Raw genomic sequence first — 21,032 nt, 5'->3', positions numbered from 1 at the left:
GAAAGTCATTAAAATTGCTGGAGTGAGTGCTGGTGCGACGATTATAGTGCAGAAAGTCATTAAAATTGCTGGAGTAGGTGCTCATGCGACGATTCAGGTGAAAAGGCGCTAACAAGCTGGAGCAAACGCGAGGTAATGGCCGGATCCGGATCCAACAAAAAAGCCGAAGAGTTCAGCGAGTACCAGTGCTTAGCTCCTAGGCTTCTTTTTTTATATATTCTTATACTAGATTGTTCGAAGTTTACTCTTGTGGCAGTACGCAATAATTCAAATGCTTATTTTCTCGATTGGGGAGCCAGCTTCTCGGCCTCACGGCCCATCTTCTTCAGCAGCTCGATCATGATCAGCTTTTCCTCCTCGGTTAATCCGCTTAGCGCGTAATCAATCCGATCTGAAAATTCCGGATACAGCTGGTCCATTAATTCTCTGCCTTGAGGCGTCAAATCCGCATAAATCACACGGCGGTCGCGTGGGCTTGGGGTCCGGCGCAAATATCCGGCAGCCTCCAGCTTGTCGATGACGTAAGTGACATTTCCGCTTTGCAGCAGCAGCTTGGCGCCAATTTGTTGAATGGGCTGCGCACCTTTGTAATAAAGTACTTCCATAACGGCAAAGGCCGTAGGGTTGAAGCCTTGAATTTTGCTTCCGGTGACCGCGTGTTCGTTAACGCTTTTGAAGGACTTGGAAAATACCCGATATAGGTGCAATGACAATTCCGTTCCGCGTTCTTCCAATTTCAGCATACTCATCCCGCCTTATTCTATATTCTAGATCTATTTAAGTAGTTAATTTCATGATCATCTTAGTACATGTGCCAATATGGAAAAAATATAATTTATCACAATTTGCAGAATTAATTTTTTTAGATATGTATTTTTTTGAACATTTTCTCATTCTGGAGACCGAGTTCATCATCATGCCCGGGAACCGAAGCAAATCCTACGGCCGCCGGATAACAAGCCGCTAAAGATTTTATATAACTGAGTTATGAAGTATAAATCGATATGACGGGTGGAAAAGAAGATGAAGAATGAGATGAAATCGGGCGAGGGGCTGCTGAAGAATCGTCCCTATGTCATGCTGCTTACCTCACAGCTGGTATCCAATTTGGGGGATTGGCTGTATTTTCTGGCCTTGCTGACCTTGATCGGATTGAGATGGAACGCTACACCTTGGCAGATTACATTAACGACGCTGTGTATGCTGCTGCCGACTCTGCTGGGCGGGCCGCTCGCCGGGCTGCTTGCGGATCGGGTAGAACGCAAACGGCTTATGATTATTTCCGACCTTGCGAGGATGATACTGATTCTAGGACTGGTCTTTGTTACGGAGCTATGGCAGGTATATCTGCTGCTTATTGTGAAGAGCTCATTTGATGTCATATTCTCTCCGGCCAAGAACGGAAAGATTAAGGAGATTGTTCCCCATCATCAGTTAGATCAAGCTGTATCCTACAGTGCAATTATCGAGCAGGGGAGCAAAATTGTCGGTCCGGCACTGGGGGGAATGCTATCTTCCGCCTTTGGCCTTTCATCCAGCTTTATCATCAACTCGGTTGCATTTCTGATCTCGGCAATTGCGCTAATTGGGGTGCCGACGAAGAGCAAGTTGACACCAGCATCCGTACAAGAGCAAGAACAGGGAACTGAGGGCTTGGCTAAAAAAGCTGAAGGCTCGCAAAGAGGAGGATTCAGGAGAGAGGTCTCAGCCGGCCTGAAGATTATTGCGGGTATCCCGCTGATTTTTTTTGGACTACTGACTTTGGCCGCGTCTATGCTCGTTCTGCAAATCGCTGATTCCCAAATCGTGGTTCTGTTCCGAGGTATTCCGGGTATTTCTGAGGATCTGCTGGGCTGGTGTATCACCGGCAGCGGGGTTGGCACATTTCTGGCCGTAGCTATAAACCGTATTCTAAGTAAATGGTCGCCATTGACCAAGATGAGCTTCGGCGGCATGCTGGTTGGTCTTATGTTTGCCGGAGCGGGCCTTTTAACCTTGCAAGGAGCGCTGGGAACAATCGGAACCGGTCTTATGCTGACGATGTTTCTGCTGGCAGGTCTCGGAGCCGGTCTGACATTCATTCCGTTCCAGGTTACGTTGCAGCAGCGGACCCCGGAGGCCATGACAGGCCGGGTCTTTGGCACTGTGTCCAGCGTGACCTCGGCAGCTGCCGTCATTGGTCCTCTATGCGGGGGATATCTGGTTACCATGTTTGGTCCGGAGCCCGCCTATATTTTGTCGGGCGGCTTGATGACCTTGCTTGGTCTGGCCCTGCTTCTATTCAGAAAGCCGATTATAGAGCGTGACCAGGCAGCGCTTCAAACGGCGGGTCTGCAGGAAGACAGCTTTACATCCGCTGCTATGAATTGATATCCTTTTATAAAAGCAAGCGATGGAGTTGGTTGGATGCCAGACGTTTTACTGGATGTAGCGATCGAAGAAGCGGGGTATGAGCCCGGAAATCCAAAGGTCGAGCAGATCTTATTCCAGATCAGATCCGGCGGCCTAACCGGGCTGATCGGTCCCAACGGAGCCGGCAAGAGTACGACGATCAAGGCGGTCCTGGGATTGCTGCCCGAAGTAAAGGGGAGCATCACCTTTTCGGAAATAAACGGACGCAGCGGAACCTATGCTTATATCCCGGAACAACCGGTGTACTATGATACTTTGACCCTTTGGGAGCATTTGTCTCTCGCAGCTGCGGTATATGAAATGGATGAGAGGGAGCTGGAATCTGTCGGGAACCGCCTGCTGGAGAAATTTCGAATGAGCGATGCGCGGGATTTGTTGCCCGGGGGATTCTCCAAAGGAATGAAGCAGAAGATGATGCTGATGATCGGGTTTCTGCGCAAGCCTGATGTGTATATCGTGGATGAGCCCTTCGTCGGCCTGGATCCGCGGGCAACGCATGATTTCCTGGAATTGCTGGAGGAGGAGCGTGAGCGCGTGCGGGCATTCTGTTATGTACGCATGTGCTGGATACGGCAGAGCGAATCTGCAGCGACTTTCTGATGATCTCGGAAGGCTCGCTCGCGGCATCAGGGACGATGGAGGAGCTCGCTTTGAAGGCGGGAATGCCGGGAGGCACGCTGTTCGAGTGTTTCGACAGACTGACATGAACAGATGGACTTCTGCCGTGACGGTTCGACGATTGTTCTGGAGAAGATGGCTCGATCATGTAAGGCAGCAGGCATCCGTATTGCATGCTGTCATAGATGGGGTCGTCTTTCTGTATATCGGAATTCCCGCAGTTCTCCTGCTCGGAAGAGCTTATATCGGCCTATGGCGGGAAGCCTTGCCGGAATGGATCCTCCAATTGCCTGTGGCGGCAGTGCCGGGTCTTCTGCTCCTTTTGCTGCATTATTCGAAAGGACTCATCCTGTTCATAGAGCCTGCCGACAGCTTGTTCCTAAGGCAGGAACAAGCTGGATGCGCGGTCTGATAATAAGGGCAGTCATTATGGGGAGCTTGACGGCCTATGTGAGATTAACCTTGATCATCTTGTTGCTGGCACCCATTTTGGTACGAGGCTTTTCCATGGAATGGGGAGAGCTGCTGCAGATGCTGGCGGGATTATGCGCCTTCCAGACTGCAGCTAATCTGCTGGATCATCTCATTCGGGTGAACCATGCGCGCTGGAAGCGGTGGATCTGGCTTTCCTTATCGGGAACGACGGTGACCGCCGTGTTCCTGGCATGGTATTATCTGACGGACTGGCAGCAAGGCCTGTCCTGGCTGATCCCTATGGGATGCCTTGGACTTTCCGCCGTTCTGATCAGCCTTCGTCTTCGTCTGCAGGGCAGGCTGGAGTCCGAGCTGCGTGAGGAGCTTCGCGGGCGAACCCGGTTGACGGCGCTGCTGCTGTCCCAATCTGTACCGCCCCCGAAGCCGGAGCGGTCCCGGCCATGGCTGTTCCGCGGCAGCCGAAGACTGCTGCGTTCCTCGCTGCCGGGTGATCGTGCGGCGGAGCTGACGGTTAAATCGTTCTTTCGGGGCCAGGAGTTACAAACCTATGCCGGATTTACTTTGCTGGGCTGTTTGGCTGTAATTATCCCGCCATTTCCGGTCAATCTGATCGTGTATCTGGGCCTGGTGCTGCTGTTGTCCCATGGACTGAACGAGTCAAGGAAGTTCTTCTTCAGCAGCCCGCTTATGGGGATGCTGTGCGGGGCAAGGGAGGCGGAGGCAGCTTCCTCTGCGAGAACGATGAAGATGCTGCTGTTTCCGGCCCTTATGCTGATGACTTGTTTCTTTTTCTTCTCCATCACCCATGCCTGGTGGGGAATTCTGCCCGGGATGGCAGCAGGGTATGCTGTGTCCTTGGCCGCAGGAAGCATGGCCCCGGTCCTCTTCTCAACCGGTTTTCGCCGCGTGAGCAAGCCGAGGTCCTAATATTCCGTGCCCAGCGCGGTTGCGGTTATCCCGGCGTTCAAGCCAGCCGTATATCCGGTTGCGAACGCAGCGGTGATATTATAGCCGCCAGTATAGCCATGGATGTCAAGCACTTCGCCGCAGAAATATAAACCTGGCATCAGCTTGGATTCCATCGTCTTCGGCTGAATTTCCTTCAGATGCACGCCCCCTCCGGTGACGAAGGCTTCTTCGAAAGGGCGGGTGCCTGAAGCCTGAATCCGAAAATCGGAGATGATATCAATCAATCGAAGCCATTTGTCCTTTGGAAGATGTTCATAAGTTACATCCTCCGGTAATTCCGCACGTTCAAGCAGCAGCGGGAGCAGACGCTCGGGAATGGTTCCTTTCAGGACATTTCGGAGCGTCTTTTTTGGTTCGGCGGCAAGCTTTGAGCGTAAAGTTTCCTCAAGCTCAGAGCGAGACTGCTCCGGGAAGAGATGCAGAGATAAGGTAACTGTACTGACGCCGTGCTTCTTTTTAACGCCGCGCAGAAATCCGCTGCAGCGCAGCGCGATGGGGCCGGAAAGCCCAAAGTGAGTGAAGATCATATCCCCTTGATGGGCCACAATCGTCTTTCCCTTCGGGTCGAGCACCGATAGTCTGACGTTCCGCAGAGATAACCCTTGCAAGTCCCGGTTTACAATAAACCTCTCCTTGGATGTAATCGGAACCTCGGTAGGATACAGCTCGGTGATGGTATGGCCGGCGGCTTCCGCCCAGGGATATCCGTCCCCGGTAGAGCCGGTATGGGGCACTGATTTGCCGCCCGTCGCTACAACGACTGCTTTCGCTCCAATGTTCCCGCCGTTCGTAAGCTTAACCCCCTTCACACCCTCTGCTCCAAAGACAAGCTCTTGAACCTGATGATGCGTCAGCAGTTCTACGCCCAGTGAGCGGGCTTTTCCAATGAGTGCATCGACCACCGTCTTTGCCTTGTCTGATACCGGAAACATTCTACCGTTATCCTCTTCTTTTAAAGCGATTCCCAAATCCTCGAAAAATGCAATAATATCGCGGTTGCTGAAGGTTGCAAAGGCACTGAACAGGAACCTCCCGCCGCCAGGTATGAAGGTGATCAGTTCATCGATCTCTTTGATGTTCGTTACGTTGCAGCGGCCGCCCCCGGATATGCCCAGCTTTCGTCCGAGCTTGTCCCCTTTATCGAGCAGCGCTGTCCTTGCGCCTTGCCGGGCTGCAGCAATGGATGCCATGAGTCCGGAGGGACCGCCTCCAATAATTAACACGTCGTATAATTTCATATGGGCTCCTTATTCTTTGATTTGTACTATCCGTCATAGCAAACATTCTATTTCTTAACGTATTAGGATGTGTTGTAAAAGATTGTCGCCTGTGATTTAATCGAAATTAGAATGATTCTTCCACCAAAGGAGGGAGAATGTGGGGGAAGTTAAAGAGTTCCTGTTGCAATTTCTGATCGCGAGTCTTCCGGCGTTTCTGTTTCCGCTTACCAACACCATGCGGCTGCGACGGTCTTTCAATGATGAAGCTGCCAGCGCGGATTCTATTTATAGAATTACATTGGGCTTTACACTAACTTGCGCGCTTAGCATGATCCTTTGCTCACTCTTCTCCCCTCGGCTTTGGGGGACGCTTCATCTGGATTTTGCCATCTTGCCGCTCTTTGCACTCATGCTCTACAGCCGAATGGCTGAAGGGGTATTTCTGGCTTCGCTTCATCTACTATTATATCCGGTATTTGCAGTAAACCCTACTTTTTCGGGCTTTATACTGGATACAGGATTGCTGTTGTATCCATTAGTATTATTTTTTTCGAAATCGTTCTATAGGAGCGACCGGAAGGGCAAGGTAGCGATTCTGTCGTTGTTCTTCCTGATCGGGGAACTGATGATTATATCTTCTCCTTATCTGATGGGAACCGCTAAGAAGGAGGCAGGTCTGTCTCCGCTAGCAATAGCAGTATTGAACATAATCTTTACCATATTTATTAGTACCTTGTTCGTTTGCATGATCGAGCATACATATGAGAAGGAAAAGCTAAGAATGCAGGTGATGCAGCTTTCCCGAAACTATTTTCGCGAGGCGGAGAAGCTGCAGCAGATGATGGATGCGGCACCATTGAGTATTATTTTGCTTGATCGGCAGGGCGATATCATGACGATCAACGAGACATTTATTCAGCTGTTTCGAAAGTTCAAGCCTCAGGCCCGAAAGGAGGAGCTGATTCGCAGCCGTCTTGCCCCGGTTATGGCGGATCTTGGATTCGAGGTGCTGATCGAGCGCGCGGGTCAATCACTGGAGGAGCATATTAAGACCCGTGAGCTGCTGCAAAGCGGTGATAAAGCTTATTTTACCAGTACTTCACCTATCAAAAAAGGGCATACCGACGAGACGATCGGGGCCGTAGTGATTATTCAGGATATTACCGAACTCGAAACGTTTCGAAAAGAACTAAACCATGTGGAACGGCTCAGTCTGGTAGGCCAGATGGCAGCGGGAATTACCCACGAGATTCGCAATCCGATGGCCGTCGTCCGTGGCTTTCTTCAATTAATGCAAGAGAAGAGTCCGCCAACGCTGGACAACTATTACCGGATCGTGATGGAAGAGCTGGATCGTGCGAACAGCATTATTAATGACTTCTTGTCGCTGGCCCAGAATCGGTCTGTTCGTATGGAGCTGTGCAGTCTCCATGATATTATCCGTGAGCTGACTCCGCTGCTGTGGGCGGATGCCAATCTTCGCGGCCAGAGCATTGAGGTCAGACTGGATGATGAGCTGCCTAATTTGCTGCTTAATCAGAAGGAAATCAAGCAGTTGATTTTGAACCTGGGGCGGAATGGAATGGAGGCTATGGGAGAGAAGGGAGAACTGACGATCGAGACCCGTAAACGGGTGGACGGCGTGGAGCTTTCCGTGAAGGATCAGGGCCCCGGTATCCCTGCTGCAGAGCGGGAAAGGCTCTTTGAACCTTTTTTTACAACGAAATCCCAAGGAACCGGCCTGGGTCTTGCCTTATGCCTGAGTATTGTGGAGAGGCACAGTGGAAAAATCAGCGTTCAATCCGAAGAAGGCAAAGGCACGATGTTTACAGTGTTCTTCCCGTGTCCGGAAAACGTGGAAAGTTGGATGTGATGTTAAATATATCATTGCATGTTAAGTTGATTTCCTGTTTTGGGACTGTATAATTGGAATATAAGCTTACAGTCTTAAGGAGTGATACAGTCATGTCTATGTCATTTGACCAATATATGAAGGATATGGTTCAACCCATGCGGGATGAGTTGGCTTCGATTGGCGTTCAGGAGCTGCGGACACCTGATGCAGTAGAAGAAGCTTTTACTGAGGCAAAAGGAACAACGCTTGTTGTGGTGAATTCCGTCTGCGGATGCGCAGCAGGCCAGTGCCGTCCGGGTGTTGCCCAGGCTCTGCAGCATGATCTGACCCCGGATCATCTGTTTACGGTCTTTGCAGGCCAAGATAAGGAAGCTACCGCCAAGGCGAGGGAATACTTTGCCCCTTACCCGCCTTCTTCGCCTTCCATCGCTTTGATGAAGGATGGGGAACTGGTTCATTTTATCGAACGACATCAAATTGAGGATCGTTCGGCAGCAGAGATCGCTGAGGATCTGAAAGGCGCCTTCGACCGGTTTTGCAGATAAGCTTCGTTATGATAACGTCCTGGACGATTCGCGCTCAACTGCGGATTGAACAGGACGTTTTTACATATTACATCATGCGTCATATCGATAATCAGAGAGGGATGGGAGAATGAGTCTGCAGCATGAAATAATTGAACGCCTCGGGGTAAAGCCGGTGATTGATCCGGCAGAGGAAGTGACAAAGCGAGTGCAATTTTTGAAGGAGTATATGCTGAGCTCCAAGGCGAGCGGTCTTTTGATTGCCATCAGCGGGGGGATCGACAGCGCGGTGGCGACAGCGTTATGCAAACGCGCAACCGATGAGCTCAGCGGGGAGACCGGAAGAGAGTATATGACCCTGGGCGTATTTCAGCCCTATGGCGAGCAGTCCGATATTGAGCACAGCTATGAGGTTGCCCGCACCTTCGGCTTGACCCGCACAGTGGAGACGAATATCGAAGACGCGGTAGACGAAATAGCCCTTGAGGTGGAGCACGGCTTCCGGGCCATTGGCCAATCCAGGCATATGAGCCATCAGGGGAAGGGGAATATTAAGGCGCGCACCCGGATGGTGATGCAGTATGCCTTGTCCTTTGAACTGAATTTGCTGGTCGTCGGAACAGATCATGCCTCCGAAGCAATTACAGGCTTCTATACCAAATGGGGAGATGGAGCCGTTGATATTACGCCGCTCTCTTCCTTGAATAAACGGCAGGTCCGCCAGCTTGCTTCATACCTTGGGGTGCCTGATGCAATTATTGCGAAGGCGCCTTCGGCGGGTCTATGGGAAGGACAGACCGATGAGCAAGAGCTGGGTATTAGCTATGAAGCTAACAGCGACTACCTGGAAGGAAAGGAGATCGATCCGGCGGTGCGGGAACGGTTGGAGTCCTTTTATTTGAAGACAGAGCATAAGCGCAGTGGGATTCCTGGAATTTAATGTAGATGAATAAAGGAACCAGCCGGAGGTATCCGGCTGGTTCCTTTATTTGGTTAACTGTTTAGCCGTGCCCGGATGGTAACCTTCCGGCTGCGTCGGAAGCTCGACCCTAGGTTAGCTTATGCCACCCAGACCACATGATAAAATATCCGGCTCTAAATGAAAAGGATTCGCGTTCTTCCTTGCATTTAGATTTCAACTACTGCAACGTTCAATAAATCAAAGCTTCTTCTGAAAGATTATCATAAAGGTCTAGCTAAAATTCCAAAAATATTACAATTGTTTAGAATCATGTGGCGATTATATTGTGTACCGAAGTGGAGTATTTATTGATTCTAATGGAGTCGAGTACTCACCAGAAGAATTAATGAATAAAAGAGGGGATAGCCAATTATTGAGTTTGAAACAAGAGAAAAAAACGGAGTTTATATTACTCCCGAGATAATAGCTATAAATGGTTCAGTAAGCGTCTTAACAGATATTGATGGAAGGTCAGCACAATGTGCTATACTCGTTGTATTGAAATGGCGTATGGAGCTTTTCTCCACACGACAAACGTTTAAAAAAATTTGCGATAAAAGCAGAATCTGAAAGGTGACAGATTATGATAAAAAAAGTATTTTTGACGTTAATGGTATTATTATCGGTTTTAGGACTATGCGCATGTTCTTCGGCAGCCAATGATGAAGCCATAACAGAAAGGATAGCTTCTTCTGTTGCTGACCTTAACGGGACTGCTCAGAATGTTTCTCTTGAAGAAAAACGGATTATACAAGATCAATCGCTTAATGTAGAACTGGGTGATTGGGGAAACGTAAAGTTTATTTCATATGAACCAGATCACAGTATTGATTTTGAAGATGTTTCATTTTTCTTAGCAAAAGAGGGTATGGTTATCTATTCATTTCCTTACTACTATGAAAATAACAGTACGGAAAATTATTCGGGGATTTTTGATAGTGTGGCGGCCGTAGATTTTTATGATGTGAACAACGATAATATCAAAGATGTAATTGTCATTATCAATTATGTCACAGGGGCCGGACCTCAAGGTATGACTCCGCGTCCTAGAGCCAGAATATTCTTAGCAGACAATCAAAAATTCAATCAAAAATTTAATTTGGCAACGGACTTGATCGATGATATCACAAACAATATTGAGGAAAAGGATCTTACCATTGCCGCAATATGTGAATATTTAAAAAGTAAGTAAGGAAGTGTAAGCTACAATTCCGATTAACCAAGGCGTTCAGGCCAAAATCATTTCATAGAAAGCGAAAAATCAACTTGTTACTACTGCGTCTGTCTTGTCCTCATACAAAATAGGACTTGTGTTTATCAAAAAAACGGTCAATCTCCTACTAGCCTTTCGTATATCTTCGGATTTCATATATCGGCTTTCTTTAGGAATTCGCCTTATTTCCTGCTCCTTTAGGAACTTTGTCTACAGGCTGAACCACCCGTTGGGCGGGTGGTTATGATTGAAAAGCCTCATAAACTGAATCTTTATACATAGGTTGTACGTATGAAGAAGTAGCAGCAACAAGAATTACATACAGTATCGCCTGGATTATATTAAGATGGGAGAAAAAGCAAGTCAACACACAGAAGACGGGAGGCGTTTTTTTGAGTCATTTTAGTAGTTTATTTACCATTTTCAGTTCCCCAGCGGAAACCTTCAAGCGGGTGAAGGCAAGCAAGCTGGCATGGTTGTTTCCATTTCTTCTTCTTATTATCATTTCACTCATCTCTGTACAGTTGCAGATGCCTGCTACTATACAGACGACACTTGACACCCTGAAAGCACAACCCAATTATAGCGCAGTAGATACTGATATGATTGTGCAAAGTACAAAAGTGATGGGGTGGGTTATGGCACCGTTAACCATTGCTTTCATGGTCTTTTTAAGCGGCCTTGTATACCTTCTTTTAAATCTGATCGTTCGTGGAGAAGCCAAGTATATGCAGCTCGTCACCATGGTTACATTTGCTATGCTTCCAAGCACAATCGGGGGGTTGATCACAGCAGTCCTGGTTTACACAACAGGCGCGACCTCGATAACTGAAATTTCGCTCAGTCTCGGCGCGCTAGTAGCGGATAAAGAGAGCATGCTGTACCATCTGTTGTCGATCGTTAATCCATTTTCGCTATGGGGATTAGCGCTTTATGTGATCGGTTCCTCCGTCATGATGAATCGGCCCCGCAAAACGGTCGGTATCTGGATTGTTGGTGTATGGCTCATTATTTCGCTGGGAAGCTTGCTGTTAGTATAAGTCATTAGAATGAATGGGATAGGGTGATTTGAAGTGGGGAAGAAAAAAATAGTGATCAGCGCAGCGCTGGGATTGATTATTTTAGTGCTTGTGGGAGTAAATCTGTTGAATGTGAATAAGGCTGCTTTGGTACAAAGTATTGAGGTGACTGAAGGTGTGATTACTGAGGAGGTCTTTGCCAACGGAAAGCTTGAGCCGGTAGATACTGCACAGCTGTATGCGCCGGTCAGCGGAGTTGTAGAGGCGGTGGCCGTTAAGCTCGGAGATACGATCACCGAGGGGCAGGAACTATTGACGCTAAATATGGAATCCGTTCAGGAGCAGTTGGATAAAGAGCTTTTAAATCTGCAAATGGTAGAGGCAGAGCGGCTGCAGGCTAAGAAGCAGCATTTTGAAAGCTTCAAGCAGGCAAGGAGTCTGGATGCTGACACAGAGCCGGAGGAGCTGGACTTGACCTCCTATGATCTGCGAATCAAGAGCAGCGAATTAAACATCGAGTCTCTTAAACGCCAGCTTGCTTCCAGCTCGATCAAGGCGGAGAAGGGAGGAGTTGTCACCGAGCTTGCAGTCAAAAAAGGGCAAATGATCGCTCAAGGCAGTCTGATTGTATCGATTGCGGATTTCTCCGCATATCAGGTTCGCTCCAATCTGAATGAGCTGGATGCCGGGAAGGTTCAAGCGGGAATGAAGGCGGTCGTGACCAGTGAATCGTTCGCGGGCGAATTCAATGGACAAGTCACCTATCTTGCCCCTGTGGCACAGCTGGCCGAAGCAACCTCCAAGGATCCTTCGGTTGAGATGCTGGTTAGACTGGACGAGATCTCTCCCGAACTGAAGTCAGGATATAACGCTTCACTAACGCTCGAAATACCGGATAAGCCTCGATTGCTGGTTCCAATCCAAGCAATTCAATACGAGGGGGAAGAGACCTTTATTTTTAAGGTGGAGGAAGGACAGCCAATGAAGGCCGTCAAGGTTCCCGTTCAGGTTGGCAAGGAAGGCGAAGAGCAGGTTGAGATCGTATCCGGCGTAAGCAAAGGGGAGAAGATCATTATTGAAGGAACGGAGGGGCTCCGTGACGGGGATAAGGTGAAGCTCCAATGATTACACTGAGCGATATAACCAAGGTATACAAAAATGGCCCGCTTGAAGTAGAGGCATTGAGTCAGATCAGCCTGCAGATTAATGAGGGCGAGTTCGTGGCGATTATGGGAACCTCAGGCTCAGGAAAATCGACGCTCATGAATATTATCGGTTGTCTGGATATCCCTACCTCCGGTACGTATGTGCTGGATGGCCAAGAGGTCCAGACCTTGAATGAGGATGAGCTGTCCAAGGTGCGGAACCGCAAAATCGGATTTGTCTTTCAAAGCTTCAATCTGCTGGGCAGGCAGACAGTGCTGCAAAATGTCACGCTGCCCATGATGTATGCGGGCATGCCGAAAGATCAGCGGCAGGAGCGGGCTCTGCATTTGTTGGAGAAGGTGGGATTAGAGGGTCGTGTGAAGCACCGGCCGACTGAGCTGTCCGGAGGACAGAAGCAGCGGGTTGCCATCGCAAGAGCCTTGACGATGGGGGCTCCCATCCTGCTCGCGGACGAGCCAACCGGGAACCTGGACAGCAAATCATCACATGATATTATGGCGCTGTTCAAGGAGATTCATCAGGAGGGAACGACCATCGTCTTGGTTACCCATGAACCGGACATTGCTGAGCATGCGGATCGAATTTTGTTGTTTGGGGACGGCAAGCTCTTGAAGGATACCCGAAAGGGGAGTGTTCCCTCATGAGTATTTGGGAAAGCATACTGGTCGCGCTGGATAATCTCCGCATGAACAAGCTGCGTTCCTTCCTGACCATGATCGGCATCGTGTTCGGGGTTGCGGCTGTCGTTACAGTAGTATCGATTGGTCAGGCCGGGCAATCCTCCATTATATCGAATCTGTCGAACTATAAGGACGGCTACTTCGTGCTGTATCCGAATGTAACGACTATGAGTGAGCAGGAGGATCTCAGCTTCCGCTTGCGCGAATTCAATGAAATACGCAAGCAACCGGGTATCCGCTACGTTACTTCCTCTAATAACTACATGATGAAGACGAAGCTGAAGAAGGAATCGCTGCAATTTATGGTGACGGGAACCACCTCGGAGACTACAAAAATGCAAAATATCGATCTTGTTGCCGGAAGATTCTTCTCGCAGCAGGAGGAGCGTGGGCGGCAAAAGGTGGTGGTCGTCGATGCGAAGTATGCGGAGAAGGCCTATGGATCGGCGAATGCGGCTATTGGCCGGAAGCTCCAGCTGAATACCGATACCTTTCGGATCATTGGTGTATTCAAGATTGAGGAAGGCATGCTTAGCGGAATGGGCGGGGAGCAATACAGCAGCTATGCCCCGATTACCGCGTTGTCTTCTGTGGATTCTTCAGCCGAGAATGCCAGATTTGGCAGTCTGGAAATCGTCGTAACCTCACCGGACCGGATCGATGATACGGTTGCTTCTCTTAAGAAGTGGCTGGCAGACAAGAAAAACGTAAGCCCAGATGTGTTCCTGTCGCAAACGGCGAAGGAAGCGGAGCAGATGGTTTCGAGCACCTTTTCCATATTACAGACGATTATTGGAGCCATTGCAGGAATATCCCTGCTGGTTGGCGGGATAGGGGTAATGAACATCATGCTCGTCTCGGTAACGGAACGTACCCGAGAGATCGGGATCCGCAAAGCCATTGGTGCGACACCGGGGACGATTATGCTGCAATTCATGATCGAGGCAATTATTCTTTCGTTCATTGGGGGGACCGTGGGAGCCTTGTTTGGTCTTCTGTTTGCTTACATCTTTGCATTGATTTCCGGCTGGCCGTTCGTCGTCTCGGTTTGGGCAATTTTGCTGGCCTTCGGATTCTCTGCAGCGGTAGGAATTTTCTTCGGACTTTATCCGGCCAATAAGGCCTCTAAGCTGCATCCGATAGAGTCGCTCCGTTACGAGTAATTTTGGATTAATATAGTGTATACAAGCAGTCCGCTCGCAAGGATGAAGCCTTGCCTTTGCGGGCTGTTTTTGTGCATGCTTCGAATTCTGTGATCTAATGGAGCATTCGGCTTCTTCTTGTCCAGCGGCTATGCCTGGTCAGGGAGGTCTATGCTATAATGAGTGGATGATATGCGGCATTACCTTCAGTCGGCATAAGAGAGAAAGGAGACGGCAGCGTGATCTATGGGATCGGGAATGATATGGTAGAGATCGAACGGGTGCATCGAATGCTGCAAGGCCGTTCAGGCGAGAGGCTGAGGGAGCGGGTCTTGACTCTGGCGGAGCGGGAGCTCCCCGGCAGCAACAGCCGTCCGGCCGAATTTTTGGCAGGGCGCTTCGCTGCAAAAGAAGCGGTAAGCAAGGCGTTCGGCTGCGGAATCGGCAAGATTCTGTCCTTTCAGGATATCCGGATTATGCCCGGTGAACATGGCAAGCCGCTGGCCTTCCTCTCGGAGGAAGCCTGGATCAGGCTGGGAATGCAGCGTGAGCAGACATGTATCCACATCAGCATCACTCATGAGCGGAAGCTTGCCGCAGCGTTTGCGGTTATTGAAGTGAAGGAATGAGACAAAAGCTGACTTTTTGAATTACTGCTAAAAATAAAGATTCAAGAAGTCGGCTTTTCAGCACCGAGAAGGTGGCGAGAACCTGAAGAAGGAGGAACGGTGTGTAGGCAAAATCTACATGAGCGAAATGCTTCCAAAGGAAGCATGCCTCGTAAGCATCCGCTCGGACTTCAAGGGAGATTCGATGAATATATAAGTTGAACTAAATAATCTACGTAGAAAGGGCATAAGTGGTGAAGTGTTCTGTAGAAGCGGAAGCGTTCGCCTTTGTGAGTGGATTTCCACCTTATGATGGCTTAGTCCAATCAGAGAAATCCGCGAACAACAGCGATCGTAAGAACACTTCACACGTTGCCAAGAAACGTAAAATTCATTAGTTCAACTTATAATCAAAAGCTGACTTTTTGAATTACCGCTATAAATAAAGATTCAAGAAGTCGGCTTTTCAGCACCGAGAAGGTTGCGAGAACCTGAAGAAGGAGGAACGGAGTGTAGGCAGACCCTACATGAGTACCGGACTTCAAGGGTGAACGCGAGATTCGATGTCGAATTAACTACTGGAAATACTTCGTGATCAAAAGCCGACTTTTTGAACTACCTCTTAAAGGAGACAGGAATGCAGGACAAAATAGAGTACAGCAAGGCATTTTTCAGCAGAGAATTATTGGAATGGTATGAATCCGCAAAGCGGGACTTGCCGTGGCGCAGACACCGGAATCCTTATTATATCTGGGTATCGGAGATTATGCTTCAGCAGACACGGGTAGATACAGTCATCCCGTATTTCCATAGGTTTATCGAGCAATTCCCTACGTTGCAGGCATTGGCCGAGGCTCCTGAGGAAGAGGTGCTGAAGCGTTGGGAAGGGCTTGGCTATTATTCCCGCGCGCGCAATCTTCAGGCTGCTGCGAAGCAGGTGCTTGAGCAGTATGGCGGCGTAGTTCCCGCGGATAAGGCAAGCGTCTCGGGTCTTAAGGGAGTAGGGCCTTATACGACAGGGGCAATTCTCAGCATCGCTTACAATCTGCCGGAGCCGGCGGTCGACGGAAATGTGATGCGGGTTCTATCGAGGTTCTTCCGGATTGAAGAGGATATTATGAAGAGCGGGACTCGTGCTCTGATGGAGGGACTTGCAGCGGAGCTGATTCCGGAGGGCAGGGCTTCCGACTTCAACCAGGCGTTAATGGAGCTCGGAGCGTTGGTCTGCACGCCGAAATCGCCGCAGTGCCTGACCTGCCCGGTCATGGGCCGGTGCCTGGCACGGCTGGATGGGGTGGAGGATCGCCTGCCTGTGAAGAGCAAGGCGAAGCCCCCGCGGCCGGAATATCGGATCGCTGCCCTCGTCGAGGGCAGCGGCGGTCATGACGGCCGCTTGCTAGTCCGCCGGCGTCCCGCCAAGGGGCTGCTGGCCAAGATGTGGGAGCTTCCCCACATCCTTGCCGCCCCTTCCGCCGGCGGCGGGGTTGGCCTGCCTGATGACGGGCAGGCCATGGAGCAGCTCTCGGCGCTGCTCGCCGCCGAGGGCATCGCCGCGGAGCCGATGGATGTGCTGATGGATGCGGAGCATACCTTCAGCCACATCCATTGGAACCTCCGCGTGTACCGCTTCCGTGAAGCGGCTGCAGCCTTGCCGCCGGGCGTTGCCGGGGCGGCGCTCGAGTATGCCGCCGTGGCCGAGTCCGGCGCGGCATATGAGTCCAGCGGCGGCGAAGAATACCGCTGGATTACTCCGGCGGATATGCGGCAGCTGGCATTCCCGAATGTATTTCTGCGAATTCTGAAGCATCATGCTCCGGAATGGGAAGCTACTCAGACCTCCTTGGAATCTTCAATTTAGGCAAGCAAGCGGAAGCGTTCGCCTTTTGTGAGCGGATTTTCTATCCTATAATGTCATAGTTCGGTTTATATAGAAATCGCCCGGGCATCAGCTGCTTACATGCAGTCAATACCTGGGCGATTTTGTATGTTTTCGGACTGTGCGGATGAATCAGAGCATCCGGTTTTCGGTATCCTTCAAGGTGTTCTGTTTGTCAGGCTCCCGATGCTGGTCCGGGGAGACCTGGCCCGTATCAGTGCCCGATGGCTCACTGATGTTTCGGATAAAGCTGGAGAACTGCTGCTTTTGCTTGTCGGCTTCCTGCTTGCTCTTCAGCAGCTCCTGCGGATCGTTGGTGAGATTGTTCTGCTCCATAGATATCCTCCTCGTCGAATTGATTTTATACTTTCCATTACCCTGTTCCTCGGTTAACAAACAAATACCGTCTATTTTTACGGAACTTAAACAATCCTATTATTGGTATTAATCCATAAAATTATACAAAATATTCGACATTTCGAATAAAAAACGAACATTCGCCAAATGTAACCGCTTAATATAAAGCGTTTTCAGAATAAAATGCGTGTTTTTAGCGAATTTCTATGGTTTAATGGACAAGTAAGCATTTTTTCTCGTGTTTTTGTGCAAATTGTTTTTTTTGAACAATGTAAATTTGGAGGACCATTTTTACATAGCTCTAATACAATTGAGAAAAAGGGGATCAGTTCATGCGTATTCGTTCCTTCCAATTAAGTGATGTGAACCAGGTGATGGAGCTGTTGCAGGAAGCCTTGATGGAGGAGTGTTACGAAGATACGAAGCGGGCGTTCGCAAGACAACTGTCTTGGGATTCGGAGCTAATCGTAATCGCTGAAGATGAAGACAAGGTTATCGGCACCGTGATCGGAACCATCGATCAAAATAATACCGGCTTCATCTACCGGACGGCTGTACATCCGGACTATCGTCGTCAAGGTGTAGGCAAAAATCTGGTGTCAGCGATGGAGCAACGTTTTCAGCAACGCAATATTCACCGCATCATGATTGCCGGAGATCCGCACAACAAGGCGATTGCTCCGCTGTATGAAGCGATGGGATATGGAGCAAGCAAGTTTCTGGAGGCTTTCCAGAAGCTGTCGATTGCCGCCGTTAACGCTGTCGGGAACTAGATAGATTAGAGGGAATGTCAGCCTCTGCATGATATTTACATTTTTAAGCATATCTCACACCGTTGCAAATGGGTGCGGGATATGCTTTTCTATTATTAAGCGAAATTTTAAGTAATGACGGGAAGAAAGCCGACGGCTTGGAGGTATATACGTGAAGGAAGTTATGATTTATACGGACGGAGCTTGCTCCGGCAATCCCGGGCCAGGCGGCTGGGGAGCTGTGCTTCTGTTTAACGGCCACCGTAAGGAGATATCCGGGGGAGAGAAGCATACGACCAATAATCGGATGGAGATTCAGGCGGTGATCTCCGCGCTGAGTCAGCTTAAGGAGCCTTGTCAGGCAAAGGTCTATAGCGACTCCGCCTATGTTGTGAACTGCTTCCAGCAGGGCTGGATCCGGGGATGGCTCAAGAACGGATGGAAGAACAGTAAGAATCAGCCGGTAGAGAATAAGGAATTATGGCAAGAGCTGTGGAGGTTAATGGGGATTCATCAGGTGGAGTACGTCAAGGTGAAGGGCCATAGCGATAATGAGCTTAACAATCACTGTGACTATCTGGCCCGGGAAGCGATCAAGCGGCTGGGAAGCATGTAGTCGAGGAGGGGGATGGGAATGGAGCGGTCTTACAACATGATACAGCAACTGGAGGCCAGTTCGGGCCCTCCCCATTGGGAAGCTTTGAAGTCTGAAATCAAGGAAGCTGCGTTCTCCCTGGGTATCGATGATATCGGCTTTACGACGGCGGATCCATTCTTATCCTTAAAGGCGATTCTGCTGGACCGCAGGGAAAAAGGGTATGAATCCGGATTTGAAGAGCCCGATATCGAGAAACGGGTAGAGCCGAAGCTGACGCTGGACCAGGCGGCTTCCATTATCTCGATTGCAGTCGCTTATCCTGCCAAGATGGAGAATCCGCCCAAGTCCGAGCCTGGCATGCGCCGGGGCATCCTGGCCAGGTCGGCATGGGGACAGGATTATCATACAGTGCTGCGGGAGGCAATGGCAAAGCTGGAGGCCTTTATCCGGGAGCGTGTGCCGAATGTGCGCATAGAGAGCATGGTCGATACCGGCGTTCTGTCCGATAGAGCGGTGGCCGAGCGGGCGGGAATTGGCTTCTCAGGCAAAAACTGTGCCATCATCTCCCCGAAATGGGGGTCATGGATCTATCTTGGGGAGATGATTACCAATATTCCGTTTGCGCCGGACAAGCCGGTGACGGAGGATTGCGGGGATTGCACTAAATGTCTGGACGCCTGTCCGACAGGTGCGCTGGTAGGGCCGGGACAACTGAACGCCCAGCGCTGTATTTCCTTTCTGACCCAGACCAAGGGCTTCCTTGAGGAAGAGTTCATGGTCAAGATCGGCAACAGGCTGTACGGATGCGATACCTGCCAGGTCGTCTGTCCGAAAAATAAAGGCAGATCATGGAATCACCGTCCGGAGCTGCAACCAGACCCGGAAACGGTGAAGCCGCTTCTGCTCCCGCTGCTGGATATCAGCAACCGGGAGTTCAAGGAGCGCTTTGGCTCCAGTGCCGCAGCCTGGCGGGGAAAGAAGCCGATTCAACGGAATGCGGTCATCGCTCTGGGCAACTTCAAGGATGCTACGGCCATTCCGAAGCTTGCAGAAGTGCTGCGCAATGACCCGCGTCCTGTTCTGAGAGGAACGGCTGCCTGGGCGTTAAGCCGCATCGGGGGAACGGAGGCGCTGAAGGCCATTATTCAAGCCGAGGAGAGGGAGTCCGATCCGGAGGTGATAGAGCGATTGAAGAAGGCAAGAGAGAAGCTAGAGAAAGCGTCAATCGGGGAGGAAGCGGAATGAGATTCGTGAGCATGGAGGATGTTGAACCCGGTCAATTGCTAGGAAGAACCGTCTATTCCGGTAATGGAACTGTGCTGTTGTCTGCGGGAGTTCAGCTTACGGTGTATATGATCAATACCTTGAAGCGAATCGGAGTCACAATGATCTATTTGAAGGACCCGGCTTTTGAAGACGTGGAGATCGAGGACATGGTAAGCGAAGTCACGAAAAAGGCGGTGTTTCGCGATATGAGCGAAACGCTGGAGGCAGTGCGGTCAGGGAAGGAATGGAGCACGCGCAAAATTAGCAATTCCGTGGACCAACTGTTAACAGATGTGCTCAGCGCTAAGGAATTATTGTTCCAGTTAACGGAAATCCGTACCAAGGACAACGCTCATTATTTGCATGCGGTGAATGTGGCCTTGCTCTCCTCCATGATCGGATATAATCTCGGCCTGAACTATGGGCAGTTAAAAGAGCTGACGATGGGCGCCTTGCTGCATGATATCGGGAAAAGTGTCGCTCTTGCGGAGGGTGCGGACCAAGATGCGGTGAATAAATCTCACCATACCTGGAAGGGCTTTGAATTTCTCAAGCATAAGCGCGAATTCAGCCTGCTTGTTGCCCATACGGCACTCCAGCACCATGAACGGCTTAACGGCTCCGGCTTGCCTCGCGGACTGACCTCTGAATCGATTCATCTATATGCGAAGATCGTCGCTGTGGCCAACCAGTACGATAATCTGATCAGCGGAGAAGGCGGATTAGCGAAGAAAGCGATGCTCCCTCATGAGGCCTGCGAAGAGCTGATGGCCAGCTCGGAGCTGCTGCTGGATCGGGATGTACTGATTGAATTTAACCGGATCGTCTCAGTGTATCCGACAGGTACCTCTGTGCGCTTATCTACCAAGGAGATCGGGGTCGTTGTTCGGCAGCATCGAGGCTTGCCGGGACGGCCGGTCGTAAGAATTATCCGCAGCGCCGGCGAGGATTTTGAGGTGAAGGAAGTGGATCTGGCCACGGAGACAACGGTATTTATTGATGCGGTTCTCGCTTGAATGAGTCTGGCTTGAATGCTATGATATGTTGAGTGCTCCGGCTTAGCAGGCTAAATATGCCGAGCCAGGGTGTATTTTTTAATCGAGGTGGCTGAAGGATGGAAATTGCAATTCCTATTATTACGCTTGTGGTCGGATTGATCGCTGGCTTCGCAATCGGTGTATTTTATCTGCGCCGGCAATTAACCAAGATGCAGAGTGATCCGCAAGCGCTGCAAAAGATGGCGCAACAAATGGGGTACAATTTAAACGGCAAGCAAATGCAGCGGGCCCAGCAAATGATGAAGCAGCAGGGTCAGAAGCCGCAGGCTTCCGGAAAACGCAGAAAAAAGTAGGTGACTATA

18 protein-coding genes and 3 pseudogenes are annotated in these 21,032 nt (G+C 50.0%); 18 read left to right on the top strand and 3 right to left on the bottom strand.

What is annotated here, in order from left to right; genetic code table 11:
* Window positions 1-275: 275 nt before the first annotated feature.
* A complete protein-coding gene (locus tag TX85_RS14375) occupies window positions 276-743 on the bottom strand; it encodes a MarR family winged helix-turn-helix transcriptional regulator (RefSeq protein ID WP_044480205.1) in 468 nt (155 codons plus the stop codon).
* Window positions 744-1,023: 280 nt separating this feature from the next.
* Here TX85_RS14375 and TX85_RS14370 point away from each other — a divergent pair, with 280 nt between their 5' ends.
* The 3 genes and pseudogenes from TX85_RS14370 to TX85_RS14355 all read left to right on the top strand — a co-directional run bounded on the left by TX85_RS14370 (window position 1,024) and on the right by TX85_RS14355 (window position 4,392).
* Window positions 1,024-2,370 carry an MFS transporter gene (locus tag TX85_RS14370; protein ID WP_044480204.1) on the top strand — a complete coding sequence of 449 codons (1,347 nt, stop codon included), beginning with the start codon at window positions 1,024-1,026 and terminating at the stop codon, window positions 2,368-2,370.
* Window positions 2,371-2,406: 36 nt separating this feature from the next.
* A pseudogene (locus TX85_RS14365) lies at window positions 2,407-3,119 on the top strand (ABC transporter ATP-binding protein).
* A pseudogene (locus tag TX85_RS14355) lies at window positions 3,116-4,392 on the top strand (ABC transporter permease). The pseudogenes TX85_RS14365 and TX85_RS14355 overlap by 4 nt, the downstream one beginning before the upstream one ends.
* Here the strand turns inward: TX85_RS14355 and TX85_RS14350 are convergent.
* Window positions 4,389-5,672: a BaiN/RdsA family NAD(P)/FAD-dependent oxidoreductase gene (locus TX85_RS14350; protein ID WP_044480200.1), complete on the bottom strand. Its 1,284-nt coding sequence runs from the start codon at window positions 5,670-5,672 to the stop codon at window positions 4,389-4,391. The pseudogene TX85_RS14355 and the gene TX85_RS14350 overlap by 4 nt on opposite strands.
* Window positions 5,673-5,811: 139 nt before the next feature.
* Between TX85_RS14350 and TX85_RS14345 the strand changes: the two genes are divergently transcribed.
* The 10 genes from TX85_RS14345 to mutY all read left to right on the top strand — a co-directional run bounded on the left by TX85_RS14345 (window position 5,812) and on the right by mutY (window position 16,681).
* Window positions 5,812-7,527 carry a two-component system sensor histidine kinase NtrB gene (locus tag TX85_RS14345; protein ID WP_044480199.1) on the top strand — a complete coding sequence of 572 codons (1,716 nt, stop codon included), beginning with the start codon at window positions 5,812-5,814 and terminating at the stop codon, window positions 7,525-7,527.
* A 92-nt stretch (window positions 7,528-7,619) separates the two neighbouring features.
* A complete protein-coding gene (locus TX85_RS14340; protein ID WP_044480197.1) occupies window positions 7,620-8,054 on the top strand; it encodes a BrxA/BrxB family bacilliredoxin in 435 nt (144 codons plus the stop codon).
* A gap of 109 nt (window positions 8,055-8,163) precedes the next feature.
* On the top strand, window positions 8,164-8,973 hold the full coding sequence (nadE, locus tag TX85_RS14335) for an ammonia-dependent NAD(+) synthetase (protein WP_044480196.1): 810 nt from the start codon (window positions 8,164-8,166) through the stop codon (window positions 8,971-8,973).
* A 604-nt stretch (window positions 8,974-9,577) separates the two neighbouring features.
* The gene (locus TX85_RS14330) at window positions 9,578-10,186 is read left to right on the top strand and encodes a hypothetical protein (protein WP_049894969.1); all 609 of its coding nucleotides are present in this window, start codon (window positions 9,578-9,580) and stop codon (window positions 10,184-10,186) included.
* 413 nt (window positions 10,187-10,599) lie between these two features.
* Window positions 10,600-11,247 (top strand): YIP1 family protein, encoded by a 648-nt coding sequence (locus tag TX85_RS14325; protein WP_044480195.1) that lies wholly within the window; start codon window positions 10,600-10,602, stop codon window positions 11,245-11,247.
* Between the two features lie 33 nt (window positions 11,248-11,280).
* Window positions 11,281-12,351, top strand: coding sequence for an efflux RND transporter periplasmic adaptor subunit (locus TX85_RS14320; RefSeq protein WP_044480194.1), 1,071 nt, complete (start codon window positions 11,281-11,283; stop codon window positions 12,349-12,351).
* Complete coding sequence (locus TX85_RS14315) at window positions 12,348-13,037, top strand: ABC transporter ATP-binding protein (RefSeq protein ID WP_044480193.1); 690 nt, start codon at window positions 12,348-12,350, stop codon at window positions 13,035-13,037. The genes TX85_RS14320 and TX85_RS14315 overlap by 4 nt, the downstream gene beginning before the upstream one ends.
* Window positions 13,034-14,236 carry an ABC transporter permease gene (locus TX85_RS14310; protein WP_044480192.1) on the top strand — a complete coding sequence of 401 codons (1,203 nt, stop codon included), beginning with the start codon at window positions 13,034-13,036 and terminating at the stop codon, window positions 14,234-14,236. The genes TX85_RS14315 and TX85_RS14310 overlap by 4 nt, the downstream gene beginning before the upstream one ends.
* A 218-nt stretch (window positions 14,237-14,454) precedes the next feature.
* Window positions 14,455-14,844, top strand: coding sequence for a holo-ACP synthase (gene acpS, locus TX85_RS14305; protein ID WP_044480191.1), 390 nt, complete (start codon window positions 14,455-14,457; stop codon window positions 14,842-14,844).
* 616 nt (window positions 14,845-15,460) lie between these two features.
* Window positions 15,461-16,681, top strand: coding sequence for an A/G-specific adenine glycosylase (gene mutY / locus TX85_RS14300; RefSeq protein ID WP_044480190.1), 1,221 nt, complete (start codon window positions 15,461-15,463; stop codon window positions 16,679-16,681).
* A gap of 150 nt (window positions 16,682-16,831) precedes the next feature.
* Here the strand turns inward: mutY and TX85_RS14295 are convergent, their stop codons facing one another.
* Window positions 16,832-17,035 carry a hypothetical protein gene (locus TX85_RS14295; protein ID WP_049894968.1) on the bottom strand — a complete coding sequence of 68 codons (204 nt, stop codon included), beginning with the start codon at window positions 17,033-17,035 and terminating at the stop codon, window positions 16,832-16,834.
* A 353-nt stretch (window positions 17,036-17,388) separates the two neighbouring features.
* On the opposite strand from TX85_RS14295, the gene TX85_RS14290 reads away from it, so the two are divergent.
* The 5 genes and pseudogenes from TX85_RS14290 (at window position 17,389) to TX85_RS14270 (ending at window position 21,023) form a co-directional block, all read left to right on the top strand.
* Window positions 17,389-17,829 carry a GNAT family N-acetyltransferase gene (locus TX85_RS14290; protein WP_044480189.1) on the top strand — a complete coding sequence of 147 codons (441 nt, stop codon included), beginning with the start codon at window positions 17,389-17,391 and terminating at the stop codon, window positions 17,827-17,829.
* Window positions 17,830-17,980: 151 nt separating this feature from the next.
* Window positions 17,981-18,424, top strand: a complete 444-nt coding sequence (rnhA, locus tag TX85_RS14285) for a ribonuclease HI (RefSeq protein WP_044480188.1) — start codon at window positions 17,981-17,983, stop codon at window positions 18,422-18,424.
* Window positions 18,425-18,460: 36 nt separating this feature from the next.
* Window positions 18,461-19,571: pseudogene (queG, locus tag TX85_RS14280) on the top strand (tRNA epoxyqueuosine(34) reductase QueG); the annotation flags it as partial.
* Window positions 19,572-19,647: 76 nt separating this feature from the next.
* A complete protein-coding gene (locus tag TX85_RS14275) occupies window positions 19,648-20,688 on the top strand; it encodes an HD-GYP domain-containing protein (protein WP_044480187.1) in 1,041 nt (346 codons plus the stop codon).
* 98 nt (window positions 20,689-20,786) lie between these two features.
* The gene (locus tag TX85_RS14270) at window positions 20,787-21,023 is read left to right on the top strand and encodes a YneF family protein (RefSeq protein WP_044480186.1); all 237 of its coding nucleotides are present in this window, start codon (window positions 20,787-20,789) and stop codon (window positions 21,021-21,023) included.
* Window positions 21,024-21,032: the final 9 nt, after the last annotated feature.

Source organism: Paenibacillus antibioticophila (genome assembly GCF_000455265.1).
In the GTDB taxonomy this organism is placed as follows: domain Bacteria; phylum Bacillota; class Bacilli; order Paenibacillales; family Paenibacillaceae; genus Fontibacillus; species Fontibacillus antibioticophila.
Note: the sequence above shows the minus strand (reverse complement) of the source record. Positions and strands in the feature narration are given on the sequence as shown.

What these genes read in the sequence shown, in the direction of transcription:
- TX85_RS14310 (WP_044480192.1), top strand. Translation starts at nt 13,034, where the DNA reads ATGAGTATTTGGGAAAGCATACTGGTCGCGCTGGATAATCTCCGCATG.
- TX85_RS14315 (WP_044480193.1), top strand. Translation starts at nt 12,348, where the DNA reads ATGATTACACTGAGCGATATAACCAAGGTATACAAAAATGGCCCGCTT.
- TX85_RS14375 (WP_044480205.1), bottom strand. Translation starts at nt 743, where the DNA reads ATGCTGAAATTGGAAGAACGCGGAACGGAATTGTCATTGCACCTATAT.
- TX85_RS14295 (WP_049894968.1), bottom strand. Translation starts at nt 17,035, where the DNA reads ATGGAGCAGAACAATCTCACCAACGATCCGCAGGAGCTGCTGAAGAGC.
- TX85_RS14290 (WP_044480189.1), top strand. Translation starts at nt 17,389, where the DNA reads ATGCGTATTCGTTCCTTCCAATTAAGTGATGTGAACCAGGTGATGGAG.
- TX85_RS14370 (WP_044480204.1), top strand. Translation starts at nt 1,024, where the DNA reads ATGAAGAATGAGATGAAATCGGGCGAGGGGCTGCTGAAGAATCGTCCC.
- nadE (WP_044480196.1), top strand. Translation starts at nt 8,164, where the DNA reads ATGAGTCTGCAGCATGAAATAATTGAACGCCTCGGGGTAAAGCCGGTG.
- TX85_RS14340 (WP_044480197.1), top strand. Translation starts at nt 7,620, where the DNA reads ATGTCTATGTCATTTGACCAATATATGAAGGATATGGTTCAACCCATG.
- TX85_RS14275 (WP_044480187.1), top strand. Translation starts at nt 19,648, where the DNA reads ATGAGATTCGTGAGCATGGAGGATGTTGAACCCGGTCAATTGCTAGGA.
- mutY (WP_044480190.1), top strand. Translation starts at nt 15,461, where the DNA reads ATGCAGGACAAAATAGAGTACAGCAAGGCATTTTTCAGCAGAGAATTA.
- TX85_RS14350 (WP_044480200.1), bottom strand. Translation starts at nt 5,672, where the DNA reads ATGAAATTATACGACGTGTTAATTATTGGAGGCGGTCCCTCCGGACTC.
- TX85_RS14270 (WP_044480186.1), top strand. Translation starts at nt 20,787, where the DNA reads ATGGAAATTGCAATTCCTATTATTACGCTTGTGGTCGGATTGATCGCT.
- TX85_RS14330 (WP_049894969.1), top strand. Translation starts at nt 9,578, where the DNA reads ATGATAAAAAAAGTATTTTTGACGTTAATGGTATTATTATCGGTTTTA.